This window comes from Pedobacter aquatilis, from assembly GCF_032678405.1.
Lineage (GTDB): Bacteria > Bacteroidota > Bacteroidia > Sphingobacteriales > Sphingobacteriaceae > Pedobacter > Pedobacter aquatilis_A.
In genome coordinates this window covers 336,641-359,111 of sequence record NZ_JAVTSJ010000003.1, presented here as the reverse complement: position 1 = coordinate 359,111, position 22,471 = coordinate 336,641, and the positions used below count along the sequence as shown (strand labels likewise).

Genomic DNA, 22,471 nt, shown 5'->3' with positions numbered 1-22,471 from the left:
CTCCAGCTACAGGTTGGATGATACTTTAAAACACAGAAAAAATGGCAAGATATACAGGCCCAAAATCAAAAATCGCCCGTAAATTCAGAGAACCAATCTTCGGTCCTGATAAGGTATTAGACAGAAAAAATTATCCTCCAGGCCAGCACGGCGTTTCAAAAAGAAGAGGAAAACAGTCTGAGTATGCAATCCAGTTAATGGAGAAACAAAAAGTAAAATACACTTATGGTGTATTAGAAAAGCAGTTCAGTAACTTGTTTAAAAAAGCATCTTCACGTGCAGGTATCACAGGTGATAACTTACTTCAATTATTAGAAGCACGTTTAGATAACACTGTTTACCGTTTAGGTATTGCAACAACCCGTTCTGGTGCACGCCAGTTAGTTAGCCATAAACACGTAACCGTGAATGGTGAAGTTGTAAATATCCCTTCATACCAGTTAAAAGCTGGTGATGTAGTAGCGGTACGTGAAAAATCTAAGTCTTTAGAGTCGATCAGTAACTCTGTTGCAGGCAGAACAATTAACAAATTTGCCTGGTTAGAATGGAATGCAAGCGAGTTAACAGGTAAGTTCTTAACTTATCCTCAACGCGACGAGATTCCTGAAAACATTAAGGAAAACTTAATCATCGAGTTGTACTCAAAGTAATAAATAATACAGTTAATTACCTCAAAAGGGTAATTAACTTTTTTCATATTACTATATATTCACTAACGAATTTAAAAAAATATAAATGGCAATTTTAGCATTTCAGAAACCAGACAAAGTGATCATGCAGAAATCAACTGATTTCGATGGTACATTTGAATTTCGTCCTTTAGAGCCCGGTTTCGGTGTAACAATTGGTAATGCCTTAAGAAGAATTTTACTTTCTTCGTTAGAAGGTTATGCTATTACTACTATTCGTTTTTCAGGCGTTTCTCACGAGTTTTCTACCATGAAAGGTGTTGTAGAAGATTTAACTGACATCATTTTGAACTTAAAACAAGTACGTTTTAAGAAAACTGGTGATTCTGGTGATGCTGAGAAAGTTTTCATCATTGTTAACGGTCAGGATCAGTTCAAAGCTGGTGATATTACTAAATTCTCTAACAACTTTACAGTTTTAAACCCTGAGCATGTTATTTGCAACATGGATAAATCTGTTACTTTAGAAGTAGAATTAACCATCAATAAAGGTCGTGGTTATGTTCCTGCTGAAGAAAATAAAGTTGCTGATGCTGTTGTAGGCGTTATCGCTATCGATTCGATCTACACTCCAATGAAAAACGTAAAATACACAATTGAAAACTTCCGTGTTGAACAAAAAACGGATTATGAGAAATTGGTATTAGATATTTCTACTGATGGTTCAATTCACCCAGAAGAAGCATTAAAAGAAGCGGCTAAGATTCTTATCCAGCACTTTATGTTATTCTCTGATGAGAACTTAGTATTAGAATCTCAGGCAAAAGAAGAAACTAAAGAAGTTGATGAGGAAATCTTACACATGCGTAAAATCCTTAAAACTGAATTAGTGGATATGGATTTATCAGTTAGGGCATTAAACTGCTTAAAAGCTGCTGATATCCGTACTTTAGCTGATTTGGTTTCTTACGATGTAGCTGATATGTTAAAGTTCAGAAACTTCGGTAAAAAATCTTTAACAGAGATTCAAGAGCTTGTTAAATCAAAAGGTTTATCATTTGGTATGAACCTGTCTAAATTTAAATTAGACGAAGAATAATTCAGTTTTCAGTTGACAGTTTTCCATTCGAAAATTGGATATTGAAATTTGAAAATTAAATAATTTATAACAGTGTATAATTCCCTCTGAGACAGAGACGGTATACACTTAATCGAAAAACAATGAGACACGGTAAAAAAGTTAATCACTTAGGCAGAACCGACAGCCACAGAAAGGCGATGTTAGCTAACATGGCTACTTCACTTATTAAAGCGAAAAGAATCGTTACTACTTTAGCTAAAGCTAAAGCTTTACGTACTTACGTTGAGCCAATTATCACTAAATCGAAAAATGATACTACTCACTCACGTCGTACAGTATTTGCTTACTTACAAGATAAAGAGGTTGTAACTATTTTATTCCGCGAAGTTGCTGAGAAAGTTGCAAACCGTCCAGGTGGTTACACTCGTATCATTAAATTAAACAACCGTTTAGGTGATAACGCTGAGATGGCTTTAATTGAATTGGTAGATTATAACGAAGTTTACGGTAAAGAAGCAGAAGCTAAAGAAGAAAAGAAAACTACTCGTCGTGGTAGAAGTAAAACTGCTGCAGCTCCTAAAGCTAAAGAAGCAAAAGCTGAGGTTGCAGAAGAAACTGCTCCAGAGGCTGCTGAAGAAGCTCCTGCTACTGAAGAACCAAAAGGCGAATAATTATATTCACCTTAAGATAAAAAAGTCCTGTTCGAAAGAGCAGGACTTTTTTTTTGACTAAATTTTATTATTCTTGCAAAATCTGATGCGCATGAAATTTATCTACTCTTTTCTTTTATTATTCATTTCCTTGGCTGCAAATGCTCAACTGGATAGCATTTACAAACAACTTATTATATCAGAATGCGACAGTAGTAATATTAAGCCACTTTCTGAAGCAATGGCAGCTATTTTACCAGATAAGTCTGTTTATCTAAGAGGAGAAACCCATGATATAAGGTCAAATAATATAAGTTTCAGTTCACTTTTTTTGGGCTTACATGAGCGAAGGGGTGTTAATTATATTTTAGTCGAGTATAGCCATTCTTATTTTTTTATGTTCAATCTTTTCCTGAAAAGTGGTGACGTAAGGATACTGGCTGAGTTGGATAAAAAATTAGATTTAGATAGTTTAAGTCTGCGTAGATATTATTCAAGTGCTATCGCCTTGTATAAATATAATTTGAAACAGCCCCGTGATAAAAAGATTCGTTTTATCGGAATTGATATTGATTTACAGAATGCCTGGAAAAGAACAGAGATTCAAAACAATTATAAATTAGCAATAAGAAATTTTGAAAAGTATTCTGTCGGTGTGATTCCTCAAGATATACTGATTTTGTTTGAAAAAGTGGCCAAGGAATCAGATTATCGATTATTAAACGATTTAAATAATAGATTAATAGAGGTTAGTGCAATGCATGTCGAAGAACTTAAACGTTGCTTCGGTGATTTTTATCCCGATTATTATCTTATTATAAATAGCATTAAAGTTTTGCCTGGAGTATATAGGGATAAACAATTGTTAACAAATTTTGAAACGGCTGTTGAAGCCATCAGGTCTATAAATCCTACAGAAAATCCGAAGTTCTTTGGGAGTTTTGGTTGTGCGCATGTAGAACCTGGTATAAATAATTCTTTTGGTTCGGTGCTAAATCGTTCTAAAAAATTTAAAGATGAGGTTTCATTTATTGGTTCGGGTTATTATAATAGCCTTTGCACTTATGATAAACTAAAACCTATAATATTACAAGGCGCATCTTTACCAGGATTAAGTAAATCGGAGCAAGTTAAGGCTAATCTTTTAGTTTCATCAATAGCTCAGTCACAAAAACGGGATATTGTTTTACTAAGCAAATTCCATTTACTTCCAGATGGTAAATTTGACTTTCTTAAGCACTATGATGCATTCATAATTTATAATGGTTTTTAATTTTTAATACACAAACGTTTGCCTCATTTTTTCATTACATAGTGTTATTACCATCAGGTATCTATAAATTAGCTTAAAATATATTCCTAATGAAATTTAAGCTTTTTCTCATCTGTATCGTTTTTTCTGCTTTATATGTAAACGCACAAACGTTAAAATATACCAATGGAAATAACGCATGGAATGCAGATTCTTTGGGTAATCAACGTGTCGTAGTACAGTATAGTGGTTCAGGCAATGTTGCCCACGTTAAAGTAAACTGGCGCAGGCGCGATGATCATCCTGAATTGAAAGGGTTTATTATTCATGATGCCAATAGAAAAAATGTTACTGTTTTAGGAACGGAAAACTTTAACAGGGAAAGTGCAGATATTTATTTTAAGGCTAATACAAAGGGTAAATATTTTATCTATTATCTTCCCTATAAAAATGAAGGCAGAAGCAATTATCCTAAAGGTGTGTATTTAAATGCAGAACAGCTGAAGATTAGTAAGTCTGATCAAGTTCCTGTTAATGCTTCAGTCTTAGAGATACAATCCGTTGATGCCTTTAATAGTTTCTATCCAATGGAGGTAATTGCCACTGCAAAGGAAGCATCGCAGCTTAAAACTAAGTATGCTTCTGAAGCTTTTGTTATTTTTCCGGAAGACAGGATGTTCCCAATTAAAATGCAGCATGATTTACCTTACCGTTGGATTAAAAAAGGAGCTGCAAATAGTTTTACAGGCAATGCGAAAAGAGGTGAAAACTATGCCTTTCAGTTTGGTGTGTACGCTTTAAAAAGCCTAAGTGACGTAAAAGTAAGTTTTGAGGATTTAAAGTCTGCGACAAATAAATCTATTCCTGCCAGGTACATTAATTGTTTAAATATAAATGGAACAAGTTATGATGGTAAACCATTGATTAAGAACGTTAGTGTCAGTGCTGGAAATGTACAGACCTTGTGGTTTACAATAGATGTTCCTAAAACAACTTCTGCCAGTCTATATACCGGTAAATTTATTGTAAAAGCGAATGGTAAATCAAAAGTAATAGTAGTTAAACTGCTAGTTAGCAATGAAGTTTTAGCGGATGCTGGTGTGGGTGAGCCAATTAAACAAACGAGGTTAACCTGGTTAAATTCGAGAATGGCACAGGCTAATACAGTGGTCGCACCTTATACACCACTTAAAGTTGATGGAAATATAATATCGCTCCTGGGCAGAAAGTTTGAAATTAATAATGATGGTTTCCCTAAACAGATTCAAACTTTCTTCAACGCCGACATGACCGGTTATACAGAAAAACCCAACAATATTTTATACGAACCTTTACATTTCCATTTTTACAATACCCCAAAAATTCAGGAAAAATTTAGCACGGGTAACCTGCAGATCACAAGTAAAGAAAGTGGAACTGTAAAATGGAGTTCAACAAGCAGTTCAGAAAACTTAAAAATGGATGTGGAGGGCACATTGGAATTTGATGGTTATGTGCATTACGTTGTAAAGGTTACGGCGATCAATGAGGTAGCATTCAGTAATATAAATTTTCATATTCCTTTTGAGAAAGGTTCAACTAAATATTTGATGGGCCTGGGTGAGAAAGGCGGTGTGAGACCTGATACTGTAAAATGGAAATGGGATGTTGCGCATAAAAACCAGGATGCTGTTTGGATAGGGAACGTAAATGCAGGCTTGTATTACAATTTAAGAGATGAGAATTACGTTCGCCCGTTAAATACAAATTTCTACCTTCAGAAGCCTTTGGTACTACCTAAATCGTGGGGGAATGATGATAAGGGGGGAATTCAGATTAATGTTAAGGGAAGCTCGATGCTGGCCGATAATTTTACGGGTTCCAGAACGATGAAAAAGGGAGATATTCTTTACTATAATTTTAATTTACTGATTACGCCTTTCCACTTATTAAATACCGATTTTCAGTGGGATAATCGTTTTTACCATAAGTACGGCAATCTGGATTCTATTAAATCTACAGGTGCAACAGTCGTAAATATTCATCATGCAACTCCTATTAATCCATGGATCAATTATCCTTTTATCGAATGGAAAAAAATGAAGGGCTACATTGATGAAGCGCATAGCAAAGGTTTAAAGGTTAAAATTTACAATACTGTCCGGGAGCTTTCTAACCATGCGTATGAATTGCCGGCTTTAAGGAGTTTAGATACTGAAGTTTATTCACCTGGTAAAGGTGGAGGTTTTAGCTGGTTACAGGAACACCTGGATTCTAATTACATCGCAGCCTGGTTTGTGCCTGAAATTAAAGACGCGGCCATTATTAACAGCGGAATGAACCGCTGGCATAACTACTATGTTGAAGGGATGAACTGGCTCGTAAATAATGTAGGTATTGATGGGGTATATCTTGATGATGTAGCATTCGACAGGATTACGATGAAACGGATTAAGCGTGTTTTAACGCAGGATAATCATCCCGGGATTATCGATTTGCATTCGGCGAATCAGTATAATAAAAATGACGGCTTTAACAATAGCGCTATTTTGTACATGGAACATTTCCCGTATTTAAACAGGCTGTGGTTTGGTGAATATTTTGACTATGAAAAAAATAACCCTGACTTCTTCTTAACTGAAGTTAGTGGTATTCCATTTGGTTTAATGGGCGAAATGTTACAAAATGATGGGAATCCATGGCGTGGTATGATTTACGGTATGACCAGCAGATTGGGTTGGTCGGATAAAAGTAATCCGAAGCCATTATGGAAAGTCTGGGATGATTTTGGCCTTAAAGGCTCAGAAATGATAGGTTACTGGAGTGAAAATTGCCCTGTTAAAACAGATAACAATAAAGTGCTGGCAACAGTCTATAAACAAAAAGGGAAAACCATGATTGCTTTAGCCAGCTGGGATGACAGTAATACAACTATTAACCTATCAATAGATTGGAATAAGTTAGGCCTAGATGCAAGTAAAGCTAAAATAACAGCTGCTGAAATCGATAAATTTCAAAAGGCAGGGAGTTATAATGATGGTAAATCGATACCGGTTGAAAAAGGAAAAGGGTTGATTTTGATTGTTGAATAAATCAAAAAAACATCATTGCGAGATACGAAGCAGGCAATCGCTATAATTTTAGTGGCTAAAGATTGCTTCGTGCCCCGCAATGACTAGAAATAATTAAATTTTTACATTCTGCATGCCGTACTGTTTCAATACATCATCAGGTACGCCAGCCCACTGATTAGGTGAATTTCCGGCGTAGCCGATATCTTTAACACCAATTTCGGTAGTATAAAACCCTGATGCTGTTAAATCACGCATTCTGTTAAAAAAGGTTACGCCAGGTTGCATTTCAGGTCTTGCTTTTTTAGGGTATGCAATTTCATCAATAATTGATATTTGCTCTTTTTCCGAGGCTTCTACAAACGATTTTTGAAATTTGTTAAAACAATACACATCGAGCCATTTCAAGCCACCACGCATGGGCACTTTGTGTTCAGGTATATCTTTTACAATAAACTCAATAAACTCAGGTACCTTGGCATCAGAAGCGCTACCTGAAACATCATCTTTAGGGATAATGATATCAGCAAGTACGGTTATGGTTGCCATCTCATGGGCTGTAAAAAACTTCTCAGTGTTAAGTGCTTTATCACGATCAGTTTCCCATTTTTCTCGCCCTGCTTCCGCTGCAGTTTCTTTTGTTACTGCAACTTCTGTTTTAGTTTCAGGTTGTTTACAGGCTTCAACCAAAACTGTTGTGCTCAGAGCGGTTAAACCCAAAGCCTTTATGGAATCTCGTCTGTTCATATTAAATATTTTGTTTTTTCTTTTGTGCTAAAATATATTCTGCGGTTCTCATTGATAAGGCTAAAATAGTCCAGGTTGCATTTTTATCTCCTTGTTGTACAAATGGACCAGCATCAACAACAAATAGATTCTTACAATCGTGGGCCTGACAGTATTTGTTCAATGCCGATTTTTTAGGGTCATCACCCATACGAATGGTACCTACTTCGTGAATAATTTTTCCTGGATTCAGTAAACCATAATTGGTATCTGCTCCATGAATTTCTGAAGTAACAACTGCGCCCATTTCTTTCATAATTGATAAAAATGTTTCCTGCATGTGTTTAGCCTGAAGAATTTCTTCCTTAGCCCATTTATAGTTAAACCTTAGCACCGGAATACCGTACTTATCAACCATGTTGGGATCAATTTCACAGTAATTATCTTCGCGGGCAATAGCTGTTCCACGACCTGCCATGCCAACACTTGTACCATAAAATCGGCGGTAGTCATCTTTTAATGATTTACCATAACCACCTGCTTCTGTCATTTTACCATTTCGATCGGGAACAAGTCCATTCATGGTTGCAACACCTCCACCGAAACCATAGGATGGCATTCCCATACCGCCACCATATTCAATGTGATAACCGCGTGGAAAATTTAATTTTTTATTATCAAGCCACCATGGCGAATAGATATGAACACTGCCCAAACCATCTTCGTTATAACGTTTTCTATCCATTAACTGGGGAAGGAAACCATAAACGCCAGCGCCGGTAGAATCGTGAAGGTACTTACCAACTACGCCACTACTATTTGCCAAACCGCCGGGATGCGCCGAAGATTTTGAATTTAACAGGATACGGGCCGACTCGCAGGCGCTTGCTCCTAAAATTACAAGCTTGCCATTAACCTGGTATTCCTGTAAATCTTTTCGGTTTACGTAAGAAACACCTTTGGCCTGACCATCTTTATCGGTAATCACTTCGCGAACCATTGCATCAGTAATTACGGTTAAATTTCCGGTTTTTACTGCCGGGATAACCAGACATGAAGAGGCAGAGAAATCGCCATAAACTTTACAGCTTCTACCACATTGACCACAATAGAAACAAGGTGCACGGTCATTATTTCCTTTTATGGCTTCAGTCATTACTGCGCCGCGGCCAGTTATTACCCTAACACCAGCTTTTTCAGCGCCCTTTTTAATAAACAATTCGTTTAAACGAGGTTTTGGTGGTTTCATGAAAATGCCATCAGGTTCACTTTCAATGCCTTCAACCGTACCATAAATACCAATCATACGGTCTACTTTATCGTAGAATGGTTTTACATCATTATAAATAATTGGCCATGGATCTGTTAGTCCATCGGTAGGTTTAAAGTCTTCCGGACCCATTCTTAATGAAATACGGCCCCAGTGATTTGTTCTTCCGCCAAGCATTCGAGAACGGAACCACTCAAACTCTGTCTTGTTTTTTTGAGTGTAAGGTTCGCCCTCAAGTTCCCAGCCTCCGTAAGAGGCATCGAAATCGCCAAAAGGCCTAACGGTACCAGCTCCACGGCGGGGAGATTCCCATGGCCATTTTAATTGGTGCGAATCTAACCGTGGGTCGAAATACTGACCTGCTTCGAGCATTAAAACTTTTTGACCTGCATTTGCAAGTACATAGGCTGCCATACCGCCGCCGGCACCAGAACCAACAACAATAGCATCGTAAACTGTGGGAGATTTTTTTATCTGAAAGTCACTCATGGAAATGGTTTAGAAAATTAATCAAAACCTAATCTAACGCTAAATTTTGTGAATTGAAAGCTTATCGAAAAGGATTTTTTATTTGGAATGATTACAGATAAACCCCGTTTGGTTAAGAACTAAATCGTATTAGTATTGTGGTTATATTCCTTTAGGTGTTCTACAGATAAATTGATTTATCTTTGTCGTTTAAATACTAACTGATGGTGGTTGCAACACATAAAGAAGATTTCATTTCAGCGCTGGTTCATAGTCTTGAATCGAAAAGCTTTGCAAAAATTTCTTTAGGGAATTACAGGGGTGATGATGAAGCATTAAAGCAAATTCTTGTTCGTCATATTTTAATTAAGCGAGAAGAGAAGCTCGCTTTTACTTTTCGCTATAAAACACGCGACATTACTAAAAATTATGACCTATCAGATGGTGTTAATCTAATTGCCGAATACCTGAATAAGGGCTTTAAAATAGGTACACTCTTCACATCCGATAAGGATTTGATTGTTGAGGAGCTGAACAATGGGAAAATTGTTTTAAGAGTGGCCAAAGCTTCTACAAAAGAACTTCCGGCAACAAATCACGATAAAGCGAAAGCGAAGTTGATTAACCCTGATGCGAAACCTTATTTAACTGAATTGAAAATTACTGATGCAGAAGGCAAGGTTTTTAAAAATGCACAGGATAAGTTCCGTCAGATTAATCATTATATAGAAATTTTGAGTTCTTTAATTAAAGAATTGCCTGCCGGAACAATCCGGAAGGTTGCTGATATGGGTTCGGGTAAGGGTTATTTAACTTTTGCCTTGTACGATTATCTGCATTCGGTTTTAAAACTAAACACTGAAGTTATTGGTGTAGAGTATCGCCGGGATATGGTTGATTTATGTAATGATGTTGCCGCAAAATCGTCTTTCGACCAATTAAAATTTGTGCAGGGAACAATAGAAGGTTATGATGCAGTTGATGTAAACCTCCTGATTGCGCTTCATGCCTGTGATACCGCTACAGATGATGCCATTTTTAAAGGAATAAAGGCGAATGCAGCGCTAATTGTTGTTGCGCCTTGTTGCCATAAACAAATCAGGAGAGAGATTGAGCAAAGCAAAATAAAAAACGATGTTTCTTTTTTAACTAAATATGGTATTTTTCTCGAGCGCCAGGCTGAAATGGTTACAGATGGAATTCGTGCCTTGATTTTAGAATATTTTGGCTATAAGACAAAGGTTTTTGAATTTATTTCTGATGCACATACGCCAAAGAATGTGTTGGTGGTAGGAGTGAAGAAAGCCGAAAACTTAAAGTCAAAAGCCGAAAAAGAAAGGAAAGAGGAGATTTTACGTAAGATTAAAGCAAGTAAGGCATATTTTGGAATTGGCTATCATCATTTAGAGCGACTGCTGGACTTGTAAGTATAAGGTTTCGGTAGACCGATAAATGAAAACAATACCTGTGGTTGGCAGGTCACCAACCACTAAAAGGGTATTCTATCGTTTATAAATGCAAAAAGATTATTGCTACCAATGCCGGGATTGATTGTACGTAAAGTATTTTCTTACTGGCTGTAGCTGCACCATAAATTCCTGCAATAATTACGCAGGTTAAAAAGAATATTGCAACATATAACCGCCATTGATGGTCGGTAATACATAATGACCAGATTAAACCTGCGGCTAAAAAGCCATTATACAAACCCTGATTTGCAGCCAACGTTTTAGTTGGGGCGAATAAATCTTTAGGGATGGTTTTAAAAACCTTTGGGGCTCTTGTTGTCCAGGCAAACATTTCGAGCCAAAGGATGTAAACGTGGATGAAGGCGACAAGCCCGATCATGATTTGTGCTGCTATCTGCATTTTTTTGAATTATAAGTATTTTCAGATGATTAAAGATATAAAAGATTAGCGGCATTTAGCCTAATCCATTTAACCATTGCAATTAAGTTTTATGCGCTTTGCCAGGCAGAACTGCGTTTTTTGTAATAGCTGTTGTTAATAAACCCGATAGGAGCGGGCACGATCCCGATTTTCATCGGGAGAAGTAAAGCGGATAGCGGGGCTGCTGCTCCCGACGAGATTCGAACTTTCATTTTCAAATCACTTTTAAGTCTCTCTTTCAACTTTAGTCTTGATTAAGCTTTCACCTTTGGTCTTGCCCGTTGTTAATAAACCCGATAGGAGCGGGCACGATCCCGATTTTCATCGGGAGAAGTAAAGCGGATAGCGGGGCTGCTGCTCCCGACGAGATTCGAACTTTCATTTTCAAATCACTTTTAAGTCTCTCTTTCAACTTTAGTCTTGATTAAGCTTTCACCTTTGGTCTTGTCCCTTATCCATCTTCCATTCCACATCTTCCATTTCTCATCATCCATCATTCTCTGTCATGCTGTCAGTATCAAGTCTGGTTATTTTTTACATTTTTTCAGTCTTTTGTCTGTAAAATCTGCCAAAAACCAATTGGCACAAGCATTGTTTAATAGGAGTAGAAATTATAATACTTTAAAAAGAGAAAATAAAAATACAATGGGAAAAATTATTGGAATAGACTTAGGAACAACAAACTCTTGCGTAAGCGTAATGGAGGGCAATGAGCCTGTAGTTATTGCGAACAGTGAGGGTAAACGTACTACACCGTCTATTGTTGCTTTTGCAGAAAACGGTGAGCGTAAAGTTGGCGAGCCTGCTAAACGTCAGGCTATAACCAACCCAACAAAAACAATATATTCAATTAAACGCTTTATGGGTAACAGCTACGACGAAAGTGCGAAAGAAGCTGGACGTGTACCTTATAAAGTTGTTAAAGGTGATAATAATACACCGCGTGTTGAAATCGACGACAGAAAATATACTCCACAAGAGATTTCTGCAATGATTTTGCAAAAAATGAAAAAAACTGCTGAAGATTTCTTGGGACAAGAGGTTTCAGAAGCAGTAATTACTGTACCTGCTTATTTTAATGATGCACAGCGTCAGGCTACAAAAGAAGCTGGCGAAATTGCAGGTTTATCTGTAAAACGTATCATTAACGAGCCAACTGCAGCAGCTTTAGCTTATGGTTTAGATAAAGCACACAAAGACATGAAAATTGTTGTGTTTGACTGTGGTGGTGGTACACATGACGTTTCTGTATTGGAATTAGGCGATGGCGTTTTCGAAGTAAAATCTACTGATGGTGATACACACTTAGGTGGTGACGACTTTGACCACGTAATCATTGACTGGTTAAATGATGAGTTTAAATCAGAAAACAGCATGGATCTTTCTAAAGACCCAATGGCTTTACAACGTTTAAAAGAAGCTGCTGAGAAAGCTAAAATTGAGTTATCGAGCACAACTTCTACTGAAATTAATTTACCATATATTACTGCTGATGCAAGTGGCCCTAAACACTTAGTGCGTACATTAACACGTGCTAAATTTGAGCAACTAGCTGATAGCTTAATCAAACGTACGATCGATCCTTGTAAATCGGCTTTGAAAAATGCAGGTTTAAGTACTGGCGATATCGACGAGATTATTTTAGTAGGTGGTTCAACACGTATCCCTGCAATTCAGGATGCTGTTAAAGCTTTCTTTGGTAAAGAGCCAAGTAAAGGTGTTAACCCTGATGAGGTGGTAGCTATTGGAGCTGCAATTCAAGGTGGTGTGTTAACCGGTGATGTGAAAGATGTATTGTTATTAGACGTTACACCTTTATCATTAGGTATCGAAACTATGGGTGGTGTTATGACTAAATTAATCGAGTCGAACACTACAATTCCAACTAAAAAATCAGAAACATTCTCAACTGCTGCTGATAACCAGCCTTCAGTAGAAATCCATATTTTACAAGGTGAGCGCCCGATGGCTGGCCAGAACCGTACAATTGGCCGTTTCATTTTAGATGGTATTCCACCAGCGCCACGTGGTGTGCCTCAGGTAGAAGTATCATTCGATATTGATGCTAACGGTATCTTACACGTAAGTGCAAAAGATAAAGCTACCGGTAAAGAGCAAAAAATCCGTATCGAGGCTTCTTCAGGTTTAACTGATGCTGAGATTCAGAAAATGAAACAAGAAGCTGAAGCTAATGCTGATGCTGATGCAAAAGCTAAAGAAGAAGCTGATAAAATTAACGGTGCTGATGCTTTAATTTTCTCTACAGAGAAACAGTTAAAAGAGTTTGGTGATAAATTATCTGCTGATAAAAAAGCACCGATTGAAGCTGGTTTAGAGAAATTAAAAGCAGCTCACAGTGCACGTAACTTCGCGGATATCGATGCAGCACAAGCTGAATTACAAAATGCGTGGAATGCAGCATCTGAGGAAATGTACAAAGCAGGTGAGCAACCTCAGGGTGGCGAACAACCACAGGCTGATGGTCAACCTCAAGGTGGTGGCGATAACGTTACTGATGTTGATTTCGAAGAAGTAAAAGAAGAAAAATAGTTTTTAGTCGAAAGACAAGAGATTATAAATAAAAAAGCGTTTCTGATTAAATTCAGGAACGCTTTTTTTATTGAATTATTTATTGCGAGTTACGATGCAACCTTAATACGACTTTTATTTAAACTGAAGGTTGCAGGATAGCCTGGTAGCTCGCAATTGACATTTTTTATGGGGATAATGGTAAATGTCAGAAGTCTATAGTTCGGCCATTCACTATAATATTTTTGTTGGCTTCTGTCATGCAGCGGTACGAAGTATGTGTTTTATCGTTTGAAGATGCTTCGTGCCTCAGTATGACAGCAAATTCGAGTTCATGCTAACAAAAAGTATTTTCGATGCTGTCGGGTTTAGTATGTATAGGTTTCTTTGTAATCTAGCTCAAACAATCATCTATAATTCCCTGCAGTTCTTTCTCGTTTAGTGATAATTCTTGGAGTAGCTTAAACTGATTTTTGGTTCTATCTAAATTTTGAGTAGAATAGCTAATAGGATAATAGCTGTTTCCGTTTAAAAAATCAGCTAAAAAACGCAATGCCTGCATATAAATAATGTATTTTCCCGAAAATAAAATCAGCTCTTTTTCTGTTGATGTTAAAGTATCTTTCATTTCCATTAAATATCCTTTAATCATAGCCTCGAAATAAGGCAAACGGATTTTAATTTTCTCTAAATCTGTTTCGTTCTCTGTGAAAGCACAAAGATAGGTGCGCATCATATCGCCCAGATCTGAAATAAACTTACCTGGCATTATGGTATCTAAATCAATTACACAAATACCTTTAAAAGTCTCGGCATCTAATAGTACATTACTGATTTTAGTATCATGATGCATAACCCTTTCCGGAAAATCTGCCCGGTGAGAATAAGATTTAAAATAATCAAGCAGGTATTTGTATTCTAACGCGGTATCGATTTGAGCTTTCGCCAGCACATTTAGTTCTTCCGAAGTTTCATTCAATGCTTGTGTAAACTGATCGAAACGTAAGCTCAAATCATGAAACCCGGGTATTGTAGCTTCGAGTATGGTTGCGTCGAAGTTATTTAAGAGACGACTTAATTTTCCGAACTGTTTTGCCGCTTCATACGCCTGTTGCGGCTCAGTCAAAACATCAAGCGAAACTGTTTTGGGTATATAAGGTAAAACCCGCCAATATTCATTTTTAACAAAAGCCATTTCACTACCGTTAATAGTTGGAACGGGCTTTATGAAAAGATATTCGGGATATGTTTTTGAAAGATAATCGGCTATTGCTTTGAGGTTATTCGCAATAGCTTGAGGATTCTTAAAAACTGAAGTATTTATATTTTGAAGAATATACTTTTTGTTTTCAGACAATGGTGAAAGCAAATAAGTACGGTTAATTAAACCCGTACCTATTTGTGTTAATGTTATATTTTCTTTAGTGTATCCGTAGGCTTGTAGAACTTCGGAGTCTAAATTTAGCTCCATAATTTTTCAGGGTACGTTCCGTTTTTTACTAACTGGTTAATGCTGTCCTGAACATATGGTTTATCTTCTTTGTAAGTTACGCCAAACCATTTATTTGAAGTTGGTACAACTTTAAAAGTAGCTTCGCCAGATTTTACCAGGTTCTCGCCAATTAAAGGAATGAAGAACTCAGCTTTAGGTTTTTCTTTATTTGCGAGTGCAAATTCAACGAATAACTTTTCAGTAATGCTGAAAACAGCAGGCGTAAAGCCCCAGAAATTCATTGAAACAGGGGTGTCAAAACTTAACGGGAATTCTTCGCCATCTTCTTCATAGAAGATTTTATCCTCTTTAGGATATACTTTTGTACGTTCAATAATTTCTTCAAGGTTTCCTGAAGCATCAACTTTACAAACACCACGAGACACAGCACCAAACTCTGAAAGGGTTTTACCAATCTCATAGCCAATGATAGAGAAATTACTATCGGAAGCTTCATCGTTTAAGAAATCGACCATCTTTTTAAATGCGTCGTAACCATAATAATCATCAGCATTAATAACACAGAATGGCTCTTTAACAACTTTTCTGCCTGAAAGAATGGCGTGAGCGGTTCCCCATGGTTTCTCGCGGTAAATTTCTTCTTCAATGCCAAATTGTTTTAAATCGAAGTTTTGGAAAACATAGTCTGTTTCAATTCTTCCATTTAATTTAGGCTCAAAAATAGATTTAAAATTATCTACGAATTCTTCTTTGATAATGAATACAACTTTACCAAAACCGGCTTTAATTGCATCGTAAATTGAATAATCAATAATGGTTTCGCCATTAGGGCCAAATCCATCTATTTGTTTCATACTTCCATAACGGCTTGCCATTCCGGCAGCCAGTATTAATAAGGTAGGTTTCATATGCGAAAATAATAATACCCAACCGTTTTTTAGTTAGGTAAGCGTTTAATTTTAATTAATGGTTTAAATATGTAAATAATTTAATATAAATGTTTTAAATGATTGTTTTAGAAACCAAATAAACCTCCGCCACTTTTGGAGCGTGTTTTTTTTCCTGTTATCATCCCAAAGATACCCCGAACAATTTCTTTCCCGATTTGTCGTGTTATTGTTGCCCCCATAACCTGCTCTACTAAACTTTTTTCGCCGGGCTTTGGTTTGCTTTCTATTTCAGCCTGTTTCTGTGCTTCAGCTTCCTCTTTTTGTTGTTCAGCAGCAGCAACCTGGTCATTGATTCTTTTGGTTAGTATTTCGTAGGCACTTTCCGGATCAATTGTGTCTTTGTATTTGGTGTACATCGGACTTGCAGTTACCAGTTTATCGAAATCGGCTGCGGTTAAAGGCCCCATTACTGCCCGAGGTGGCGTAAGCATGGTTGCTGAAACTTCAGTAGGAATACCTTTCTCATTTAAAACAGTTACCAATGCCTGTCCTGTTCCCAATGAGGTAAGTACCTTATCAATTTCGTAGAATTCTGATTTTGGGTAAGTATTAACCGTTTTCTTTAAAGCATCTACATCGTTAGGTGTGAAAGCCCTTAAAGCATGTTGAACGCGATTTCCAAGTTGACCTAAAACGCTTTCCGGAACATCAGTAGGTGATTGTGTACAGAAGAAAACACCAACGCCCTTTGAGCGGATTAACCTGATGATTGTTTCTATTTGCTCTAAAAATGTTTTTGATGAATTATTGAAGAGTAAATGCGCCTCATCAAAAAAGAAAACCAATTTTGGCTTATCTAAATCGCCCACCTCAGGTAAGGTATTAAATAGTTCGGCCAGTAAGCTTAATAAAAATGTAGAGTATAAAACCGGTTGATTCTGAACATCAGCAATGTTTAACAGGCTAATAACGCCTTTGCCATCAACACGCTCAAACAAATCTTCAGCGTCGAAAGATTTTTCCCCGAACATTCCTGACAGACCTTGCTGTTCAATGGCAACAATCTTTCTTAAAATAGTACCCGAAGTAGCGGTTGAAATACTGCCATAGCTTGCCTTAATTTCTGCAGCGCCTGCACCTTCTGATAAATAAGAAAGGAGCTTCTTTAAATCATTAAGGTCGATAATTGGCAATTTATTATCGTCTGCATATTTGAATATAACGGCAAGAACCCCGGATTGGGTATCGTTTAAATCTAAAATTTTTGCTAAAAGTGTGGGGCCAAACTCTAAAACCGTAGCACGCATTTGTGCACCAAGTTTTCCGGAAAGAGAATAGATTTCGACAGGGAAGCCTGTTGGTGTAAATGTTTTTTTAAGCTGTGCTGCTCTTTCCTCGATTTTTGGGTTTACACTTCCTGGTTGGTTTAGACCAGATAAGTCGCCCTTTACATCGAGCATAAAAACGGGTACACCAGCATCAGAAAGCTGCTCAGAGAGTAACTGGAGTGTACGGGTTTTACCAGTACCAGTTGCTCCGGCAATTAAACCATGCCTGTTCATCATTTTTAACGATAGATTTACTTCGGCATCGCCATAAACCTGGCCATCCAGCATGCCTGCTCCAAGGTAAATATATGAACCGGTAGGGGCGTAGGCGGCTTTTATTTTCTCAATAAATTTTGATGAAGAATCGCTCATTGTTTTAGTTTTGAGCCCCCAATTTAATAAACTAATATTAAAAAAAGGATTTTTTTCTTATGGCCTTAAGTGGCTATGGTTTCAAAACTAATGTAGTTGCTTGTAATAGCTAATTTCGTTATTTAATGCTTTAACTTTGTTTTGCAAAAAGTCGAGTTGTTTTAATAAATGCCCTACGGCGTGTAAACCTTCCAGGTTAATTTCAAGTTCCTTATATAGTCTCAGATACCTTTCCAATCCTGATAAATCATCAGCGTTTATGAATATAGATTTCTTAATTGCCTTTGTTTTTATCAGACCAAATTCTTCTAAAGATTTGATAAAGTTTATTTCCACTTTGTAGTGGATACAAAAATCGTCAACTGAAATTAAATTAGCTTCCATATTGGTTAGAGTTTGGAAAGTTTTTCGAATAATTCTTTTTGTTGAGCGTTTAATTTCGTTGGTAATTTAATCTGCCATTTAATATAAAGGTCGCCGAATTGGTTTTCTTTTTTATAAACAGGAAAGCCTTTTCCTTTTAATCTTAAGGTCGTATCGGGTTGTGTTCCGGCAGGTACATTAAGTTTAACTTTCCCGTTTAATGTTTCAACTATTTTTTCGCCCCCAAGTATCGCAGTGTATAAATCTACTTCTTCCTGAATATATATATCGTTCCCTTTTCTTTTAAATTTCGGGTGCTCAGAAATAATAAACGATATGTATAAATCGCCTGCCGGACCATGATTTGGCCCCGGAGCTCCATAGCCAGGTAATTTTATTTTTTGTCCGTTTTCTACACCAGCTGGTATGGTAATTCTGACCTGCTTCCCATTTACCGTAAGGGTTTGTTTGTGGGTTGCGTAGGCATCAAGTAGGTTTAAGTTTAAGTCAGAGCTGTAATCCTGACCTTTGAAAGGTGAACGGCTACTGCTTCTGCTACCTCCTCCACCAAACATAGAAGAGAAGAAATCAGAGAAGTCTTCGCCTCCAAAGCCTGAGAAACCACCCCTGCTTCTACCACCCGATTGTCTTTGTTGTTGTTGCTGTGCATCAAAGCGATCGGCATGTTGCCAGTCGGTTCCATAACGATCGTATTTCTTTCTTTTTTCAGGATCACTTAAAACCTCATTTGCCTCATTAATCTGCTGGAACTTTTTGTTAGCCTCTTCATTATTTGGATTTAAATCAGGATGGTATTTTCTCGCGAGTTTACGGTACGCTTTTTTTATATCGTCAGCTGATGCATCTTTTTTAATTTCAAGAACTTTATAGTAGTCTATATATTCCATAAGGTTTAAACAAATAAATAAATTGAATGTTCGGGTTTGATTTCGAAAAATGTAAAATTAACCATTAAGCAGCAAGAACACTAATAATAACAAAAAATGCCCCGGATATCGGGGCATTTTTAGGAGAGAAATTGTATTATTTTTTGTTTTTAACATATTTTTCCAGCCATTGGTCTTGTTCCCAAAGGGCATGTAAAATGTTTTCCTTTCCGCGATAGCCATGTGCCTCATAAGGCAGGAAAACAAAACGTACTGTACCACCAGCACCTTTAATTGCGGCAAACAAACGTTCACTGTTAATTGGGAATGTCCCGGTATTATCGTCTGAATCGCCGTGAATTAAAAGCAAAGGCGTTTTAATTTTATCTGCATAGCTGAAAGGGCTCATTTCGTAATATAGCTGTGGTGCCTGCCAGTAAGTACGATCCTCGTTTTGGAAACCAAAAGGTGTAAGCGTACGGTTATAAGCACCGCTTCTTGCAATACCTGCAGCAAAAAGATTAGTATGTGCCAAAAGATTCGCAGTCATGAAGGCTCCATAGCTATGTCCGCCAACGGCCATACGTTTTCTGTCGCCAACGCCTAAATCAGCTAATTTATTTATAGCAGCTTCTGCATTTAAGCTTAACTGATCAACAAATGTATCATTTGGTTTTTTACCATCTTTTGCAACAATTGGCATTTCGGCATTATCTAAAACGGCATAACCGCGGGTTACCCAATAAATTGGTGAGCCCCATGCAATTGCTGTAAACTTATCTTTTGAGCCACGGATTTGCGCCGCATCTGCGGCAGAGTTAAATTCTCTTGGATAAGCCCAGATAATTGTTGGTAGCGGTCCGTCTTTTTCTTTATTATATCCCTTTGGAAGATATAAATCACCTGTTAAATCAACGCCATCAGCTCTTTTGTAAGAGATTTTTTCCTTAACAACGCCATCTAATGAAGGATATGGGTTGGTGAAAGCCGTAACGGGTCTGTCTGCAACGCGTAGCACCAGGTTTTTGATATAATAGTTAGGAACCAGTTTCTGGCTTTCTTTTCTTGTTAACAAAACGAGCTTTTCAGGGTCGATAACATCACTTACATATTCAAAAGTACCTTCTGCGCTACGCCAGATAATTTCATTCTTTTTAGTAGCAAGGTCGAATTTTGCTAAGAAAGGTAAGTCGCCTTTATCAGATGAACCTACCGTATTATTCATTAATAATTTAGTGCCATTATCAACTGTTTGAATAACCGGGCGGCCATATTTATTTTTTGTTGTTACGGGTGAACCAGGGTTTCCGTATGCATCAGTCTGGTTGCGGGTGTATAGTTCTTCGATATTTCCTGTTGTAGGGTTATAAATACTAACCTTATTGGTTTGTTTGCTTCTTAAGCCTTCCATTACCAGGGCAAGCGTTGCATTTCCCCATTGTATATTCCGAAAACGTGTTTGTGTTTTAAACAACTCTTTTTCCGTTCCTGTAAACGGAGCGCTAAGTGCGTAAACAGCATCGTGAAAAGGCACATTTTTCTTTATTAATCCACTATCCAATGGTTTAGCCCAGGTTACTGTAGCAGCTTCATCATCTCTCCAATCGAAACCTCTTGGAACGTTTTGGGTATTGTCATATCCAGATGGGGTGCCTTCAGAAGACGGTAACTCGGCTAACACTTTAATCGTTTTGCCATTTAAATCGGTAACGGCAACAGTTGATGGGAAACCATTTGCTGTAACCAGGTAAGAGAAAGGCTTGCGAATGGTTTCGATAAGCATGTAGCTTTTATCAGGAGAGAGGCCAACCCTTGCATAGATGGCGGGTTTTCCTATCGGTGTTTCTACACCATTTGTATTTTTTACCAATTGTGAAGTGCCATAGAACTCAAACAGTTGTTCATCAAAAGGGGATTTTATTAAATCCTGGTAGGTTGGGCTAGGTGCGGCTTTACCTAGATTTTGCTGTACGGTTGGTCCTTTTGGCATCAATGGTTTTACCGGTGCGGCGCTTGCCGGTTTAGTAACTGCCCTGTAAATTATGGTATTATCATTTAACCAGGTTAAGCCACTACCCAAAACAACGTTTAAGAAAGCTTTATTAACTTTAGTAGCTTTCTTGGTTGCGATATCAATAATATACAAATCGACACCTTTCTGCGTAGTGTTTGTAAAAGCTATTTTATTCTGTGTTGGGTTCCAGCTGATGTTACTGGCATATAAAGGACTTGGTAAACCTGTAACAGGAAAGGTTTTATCAGCCTTAATATTTTTTAAGCTAAAGTTATTGATGTAAGTAATTCTGCTTGGTGAATAATTGTTTGGGTTTAATCTTAACCCTGCAATGCGGTATTCGGGCATTGCCAGTTCTTCTACCGAAGGGTAGGAGTTTCTTTCACTGAACAAAATCCACTCAGCTTTATCATCAATGCTAACACCTGGAGTAGGTTTTGCAAGTAATAAATCGGCAATTTCTTTTGGTGGCGTTTGATAGCTTACAGCATCCTGAGCTGCAGCATTCAAAGAAATACTTGCCCCAGCTATTAAAAAATAGAGTTGTAGTTTTTTAAACATAATCCGGTTTGGTTTATTTGATAAGGAAACTCAAATATTGTAAAATAAACCGACCAATAAGCTGCGTAACTGCTTATTTACATGTTTTAGAAAGCGGTTTGCTTGAAAAGAAAGCACATATTTAGGGATATTTACTTTTAATATCTTCCATTGAATTAACGATGATCTGTTTTAATACATCGGTATCAGCATCACTTAGTTTCTTGATGTAAACACATGCTTTTCCGGTTTTATGTTTACCTAAGGCTGCCAGAAGTTTTTCCCTGTCTTTAAGTTGCGATGAAAAATATAGGGCAAATGAATCTTTTCTCGGCGAAAAGCCTGTTAGCGGTGCATCACCCTCACGGCCGCTTTCATATTTGTAATGATAGCTGCCAAAGCCAACAATTGCCGTGCCCCACATTTTTGCTTTATACGATGATACTTCTTCAAATAGCTTTACGAGGCTAAAACTATCCTGCCTTTTGGCTTCATCAGTTACTGTATTCAGAAATGCAGCAACATCGCCATCGTTTTCGGTTGTTTTGTTCTGTGCCATGCCTAGTTATTGAAAACTTCCCATTTATCAACGTATAAAGTTAATCCTTTGGGTAATTCCGGGTCAGCATTTGAAATGGTTAGTTTACCTTTATCGTCTCTTGAGATTTTAATAACCGAATTTGTAGCATCGCCGTTTTCGTGTTTAACATAACCTTTGTAAAGTGCGGTACCTTTTGTTAATTCAGTGTTTAAATCGCAATCTGCCGATTCGATAATGATATCGAAGTTTGTTTTGGGTTGATTCGGGATTTCCATGTCAACATTAATCAGGTTTATCGGATTTACCGTAATTACAGCATTCAACTTAAATTCCTTATCTCCTTCCTTACCCGATTTGACATAATATTTAATTACCCTTTCGCAAATTTCATCCTGTTTAGCAGTTTTAGTTTCAATTTTTGCCGAAACAGAAAAAAACATAATAGCAATTAAGGCTAGAATGGATTTGATTTTATTGGTGTTATTCATTGTAATGATCAGAAATATTTTGGCTGCAAGATAGAACTTTACCAGGCAAA

General features: G+C 37.2%; 18 protein-coding genes. 7 read left to right on the top strand and 11 right to left on the bottom strand.

Features of this window, described 5'->3' with window-relative positions:
* Positions 1–41: 41 nt before the first annotated feature.
* The 5 genes from rpsD (at position 42) to R2R71_RS10765 (ending at position 6,683) form a co-directional block, all read left to right on the top strand.
* Entirely contained in the window at positions 42–650 is a 609-nt protein-coding gene (gene rpsD / locus R2R71_RS10785; protein WP_010599884.1) for a 30S ribosomal protein S4, read from the top strand.
* A gap of 85 nt (positions 651–735) precedes the next feature.
* Positions 736–1,728 (top strand): DNA-directed RNA polymerase subunit alpha, encoded by a 993-nt coding sequence (locus R2R71_RS10780; RefSeq protein WP_056848536.1) that lies wholly within the window; start codon positions 736–738, stop codon positions 1,726–1,728.
* 122 nt (positions 1,729–1,850) lie between these two features.
* On the top strand, positions 1,851–2,381 hold the full coding sequence (gene rplQ, locus R2R71_RS10775; RefSeq protein WP_316831287.1) for a 50S ribosomal protein L17: 531 nt from the start codon (positions 1,851–1,853) through the stop codon (positions 2,379–2,381).
* A 91-nt stretch (positions 2,382–2,472) separates the two neighbouring features.
* Positions 2,473–3,633, top strand: a complete 1,161-nt coding sequence (locus R2R71_RS10770; RefSeq protein WP_316831286.1) for a hypothetical protein — start codon at positions 2,473–2,475, stop codon at positions 3,631–3,633.
* Between the two features lie 89 nt (positions 3,634–3,722).
* Positions 3,723–6,683, top strand: coding sequence for a glycoside hydrolase domain-containing protein (locus R2R71_RS10765; RefSeq protein ID WP_316831285.1), 2,961 nt, complete (start codon positions 3,723–3,725; stop codon positions 6,681–6,683).
* A 93-nt stretch (positions 6,684–6,776) separates the two neighbouring features.
* On the opposite strand, the gene R2R71_RS10760 is transcribed toward R2R71_RS10765, so the two are convergent.
* Together R2R71_RS10760 and R2R71_RS10755 are read right to left on the bottom strand one after the other, a co-directional pair.
* On the bottom strand, positions 6,777–7,409 hold the full coding sequence (locus R2R71_RS10760) for a gluconate 2-dehydrogenase subunit 3 family protein (RefSeq protein ID WP_316831284.1): 633 nt from the start codon (positions 7,407–7,409) through the stop codon (positions 6,777–6,779).
* Position 7,410: 1 nt separating this feature from the next.
* Complete coding sequence (locus tag R2R71_RS10755; protein WP_316831283.1) at positions 7,411–9,147, bottom strand: GMC family oxidoreductase; 1,737 nt, start codon at positions 9,145–9,147, stop codon at positions 7,411–7,413.
* Between the two features lie 203 nt (positions 9,148–9,350).
* On the opposite strand from R2R71_RS10755, the gene R2R71_RS10750 reads away from it, so the two are divergent.
* On the top strand, positions 9,351–10,553 hold the full coding sequence (locus R2R71_RS10750) for an SAM-dependent methyltransferase (RefSeq protein WP_316831282.1): 1,203 nt from the start codon (positions 9,351–9,353) through the stop codon (positions 10,551–10,553).
* 82 nt (positions 10,554–10,635) lie between these two features.
* On the opposite strand, the gene R2R71_RS10745 is transcribed toward R2R71_RS10750, so the two are convergent.
* A complete protein-coding gene (locus R2R71_RS10745; RefSeq protein WP_316831281.1) occupies positions 10,636–10,995 on the bottom strand; it encodes a DUF1304 domain-containing protein in 360 nt (119 codons plus the stop codon).
* Between the two features lie 666 nt (positions 10,996–11,661).
* Between R2R71_RS10745 and dnaK the strand changes: the two genes are divergently transcribed.
* Complete coding sequence (dnaK, locus tag R2R71_RS10740) at positions 11,662–13,566, top strand: molecular chaperone DnaK (protein WP_316831280.1); 1,905 nt, start codon at positions 11,662–11,664, stop codon at positions 13,564–13,566.
* 373 nt (positions 13,567–13,939) lie between these two features.
* Here the strand turns inward: dnaK and R2R71_RS10735 are convergent, their stop codons facing one another.
* The 8 genes from R2R71_RS10735 to R2R71_RS10700 form a co-directional block, all read right to left on the bottom strand.
* Entirely contained in the window at positions 13,940–15,016 is a 1,077-nt protein-coding gene (locus R2R71_RS10735) for an aminoglycoside phosphotransferase family protein (protein ID WP_316831279.1), read from the bottom strand.
* Positions 15,007–15,906: an NDP-sugar synthase gene (locus R2R71_RS10730; protein ID WP_316831278.1), complete on the bottom strand. Its 900-nt coding sequence runs from the start codon at positions 15,904–15,906 to the stop codon at positions 15,007–15,009. The genes R2R71_RS10735 and R2R71_RS10730 overlap by 10 nt, the downstream gene beginning before the upstream one ends.
* 107 nt (positions 15,907–16,013) lie before the next feature.
* On the bottom strand, positions 16,014–17,588 hold the full coding sequence (locus tag R2R71_RS10725) for a helicase HerA-like domain-containing protein (protein ID WP_316831277.1): 1,575 nt from the start codon (positions 17,586–17,588) through the stop codon (positions 16,014–16,016).
* An 87-nt stretch (positions 17,589–17,675) separates the two neighbouring features.
* Entirely contained in the window at positions 17,676–17,972 is a 297-nt protein-coding gene (locus R2R71_RS10720; protein WP_316831276.1) for a chaperone modulator CbpM, read from the bottom strand.
* A 5-nt stretch (positions 17,973–17,977) separates the two neighbouring features.
* Complete coding sequence (locus tag R2R71_RS10715) at positions 17,978–18,859, bottom strand: J domain-containing protein (protein ID WP_316831275.1); 882 nt, start codon at positions 18,857–18,859, stop codon at positions 17,978–17,980.
* Between the two features lie 136 nt (positions 18,860–18,995).
* Positions 18,996–21,413, bottom strand: a complete 2,418-nt coding sequence (locus R2R71_RS10710; protein WP_316831274.1) for an alpha/beta hydrolase family protein — start codon at positions 21,411–21,413, stop codon at positions 18,996–18,998.
* Positions 21,414–21,534: 121 nt separating this feature from the next.
* The gene (locus tag R2R71_RS10705) at positions 21,535–21,951 is read right to left on the bottom strand and encodes a DUF1801 domain-containing protein (RefSeq protein ID WP_316831273.1); all 417 of its coding nucleotides are present in this window, start codon (positions 21,949–21,951) and stop codon (positions 21,535–21,537) included.
* 2 nt (positions 21,952–21,953) lie between these two features.
* Positions 21,954–22,421 carry a hypothetical protein gene (locus R2R71_RS10700; RefSeq protein WP_316831272.1) on the bottom strand — a complete coding sequence of 156 codons (468 nt, stop codon included), beginning with the start codon at positions 22,419–22,421 and terminating at the stop codon, positions 21,954–21,956.
* Positions 22,422–22,471: the final 50 nt, after the last annotated feature.

Bases quoted from the DNA above. Each gene is read 5' to 3' on its own strand.
- rpsD (WP_010599884.1), top strand. From the start codon at position 42: ATGGCAAGATATACAGGCCCAAAATCAAAAATCGCCCGTAAATTCAGA.
- R2R71_RS10780 (WP_056848536.1), top strand. From the start codon at position 736: ATGGCAATTTTAGCATTTCAGAAACCAGACAAAGTGATCATGCAGAAA.
- rplQ (WP_316831287.1), top strand. From the start codon at position 1,851: ATGAGACACGGTAAAAAAGTTAATCACTTAGGCAGAACCGACAGCCAC.
- R2R71_RS10770 (WP_316831286.1), top strand. From the start codon at position 2,473: ATGAAATTTATCTACTCTTTTCTTTTATTATTCATTTCCTTGGCTGCA.
- R2R71_RS10765 (WP_316831285.1), top strand. From the start codon at position 3,723: ATGAAATTTAAGCTTTTTCTCATCTGTATCGTTTTTTCTGCTTTATAT.
- R2R71_RS10760 (WP_316831284.1), bottom strand. From the start codon at position 7,409: ATGAACAGACGAGATTCCATAAAGGCTTTGGGTTTAACCGCTCTGAGC.
- R2R71_RS10755 (WP_316831283.1), bottom strand. From the start codon at position 9,147: ATGAGTGACTTTCAGATAAAAAAATCTCCCACAGTTTACGATGCTATT.
- R2R71_RS10750 (WP_316831282.1), top strand. From the start codon at position 9,351: ATGGTGGTTGCAACACATAAAGAAGATTTCATTTCAGCGCTGGTTCAT.
- R2R71_RS10745 (WP_316831281.1), bottom strand. From the start codon at position 10,995: ATGCAGATAGCAGCACAAATCATGATCGGGCTTGTCGCCTTCATCCAC.
- dnaK (WP_316831280.1), top strand. From the start codon at position 11,662: ATGGGAAAAATTATTGGAATAGACTTAGGAACAACAAACTCTTGCGTA.
- R2R71_RS10735 (WP_316831279.1), bottom strand. From the start codon at position 15,016: ATGGAGCTAAATTTAGACTCCGAAGTTCTACAAGCCTACGGATACACT.
- R2R71_RS10730 (WP_316831278.1), bottom strand. From the start codon at position 15,906: ATGAAACCTACCTTATTAATACTGGCTGCCGGAATGGCAAGCCGTTAT.
- R2R71_RS10725 (WP_316831277.1), bottom strand. From the start codon at position 17,588: ATGAGCGATTCTTCATCAAAATTTATTGAGAAAATAAAAGCCGCCTAC.
- R2R71_RS10720 (WP_316831276.1), bottom strand. From the start codon at position 17,972: ATGGAAGCTAATTTAATTTCAGTTGACGATTTTTGTATCCACTACAAA.
- R2R71_RS10715 (WP_316831275.1), bottom strand. From the start codon at position 18,859: ATGGAATATATAGACTACTATAAAGTTCTTGAAATTAAAAAAGATGCA.
- R2R71_RS10710 (WP_316831274.1), bottom strand. From the start codon at position 21,413: ATGTTTAAAAAACTACAACTCTATTTTTTAATAGCTGGGGCAAGTATT.
- R2R71_RS10705 (WP_316831273.1), bottom strand. From the start codon at position 21,951: ATGGCACAGAACAAAACAACCGAAAACGATGGCGATGTTGCTGCATTT.
- R2R71_RS10700 (WP_316831272.1), bottom strand. From the start codon at position 22,421: ATGAATAACACCAATAAAATCAAATCCATTCTAGCCTTAATTGCTATT.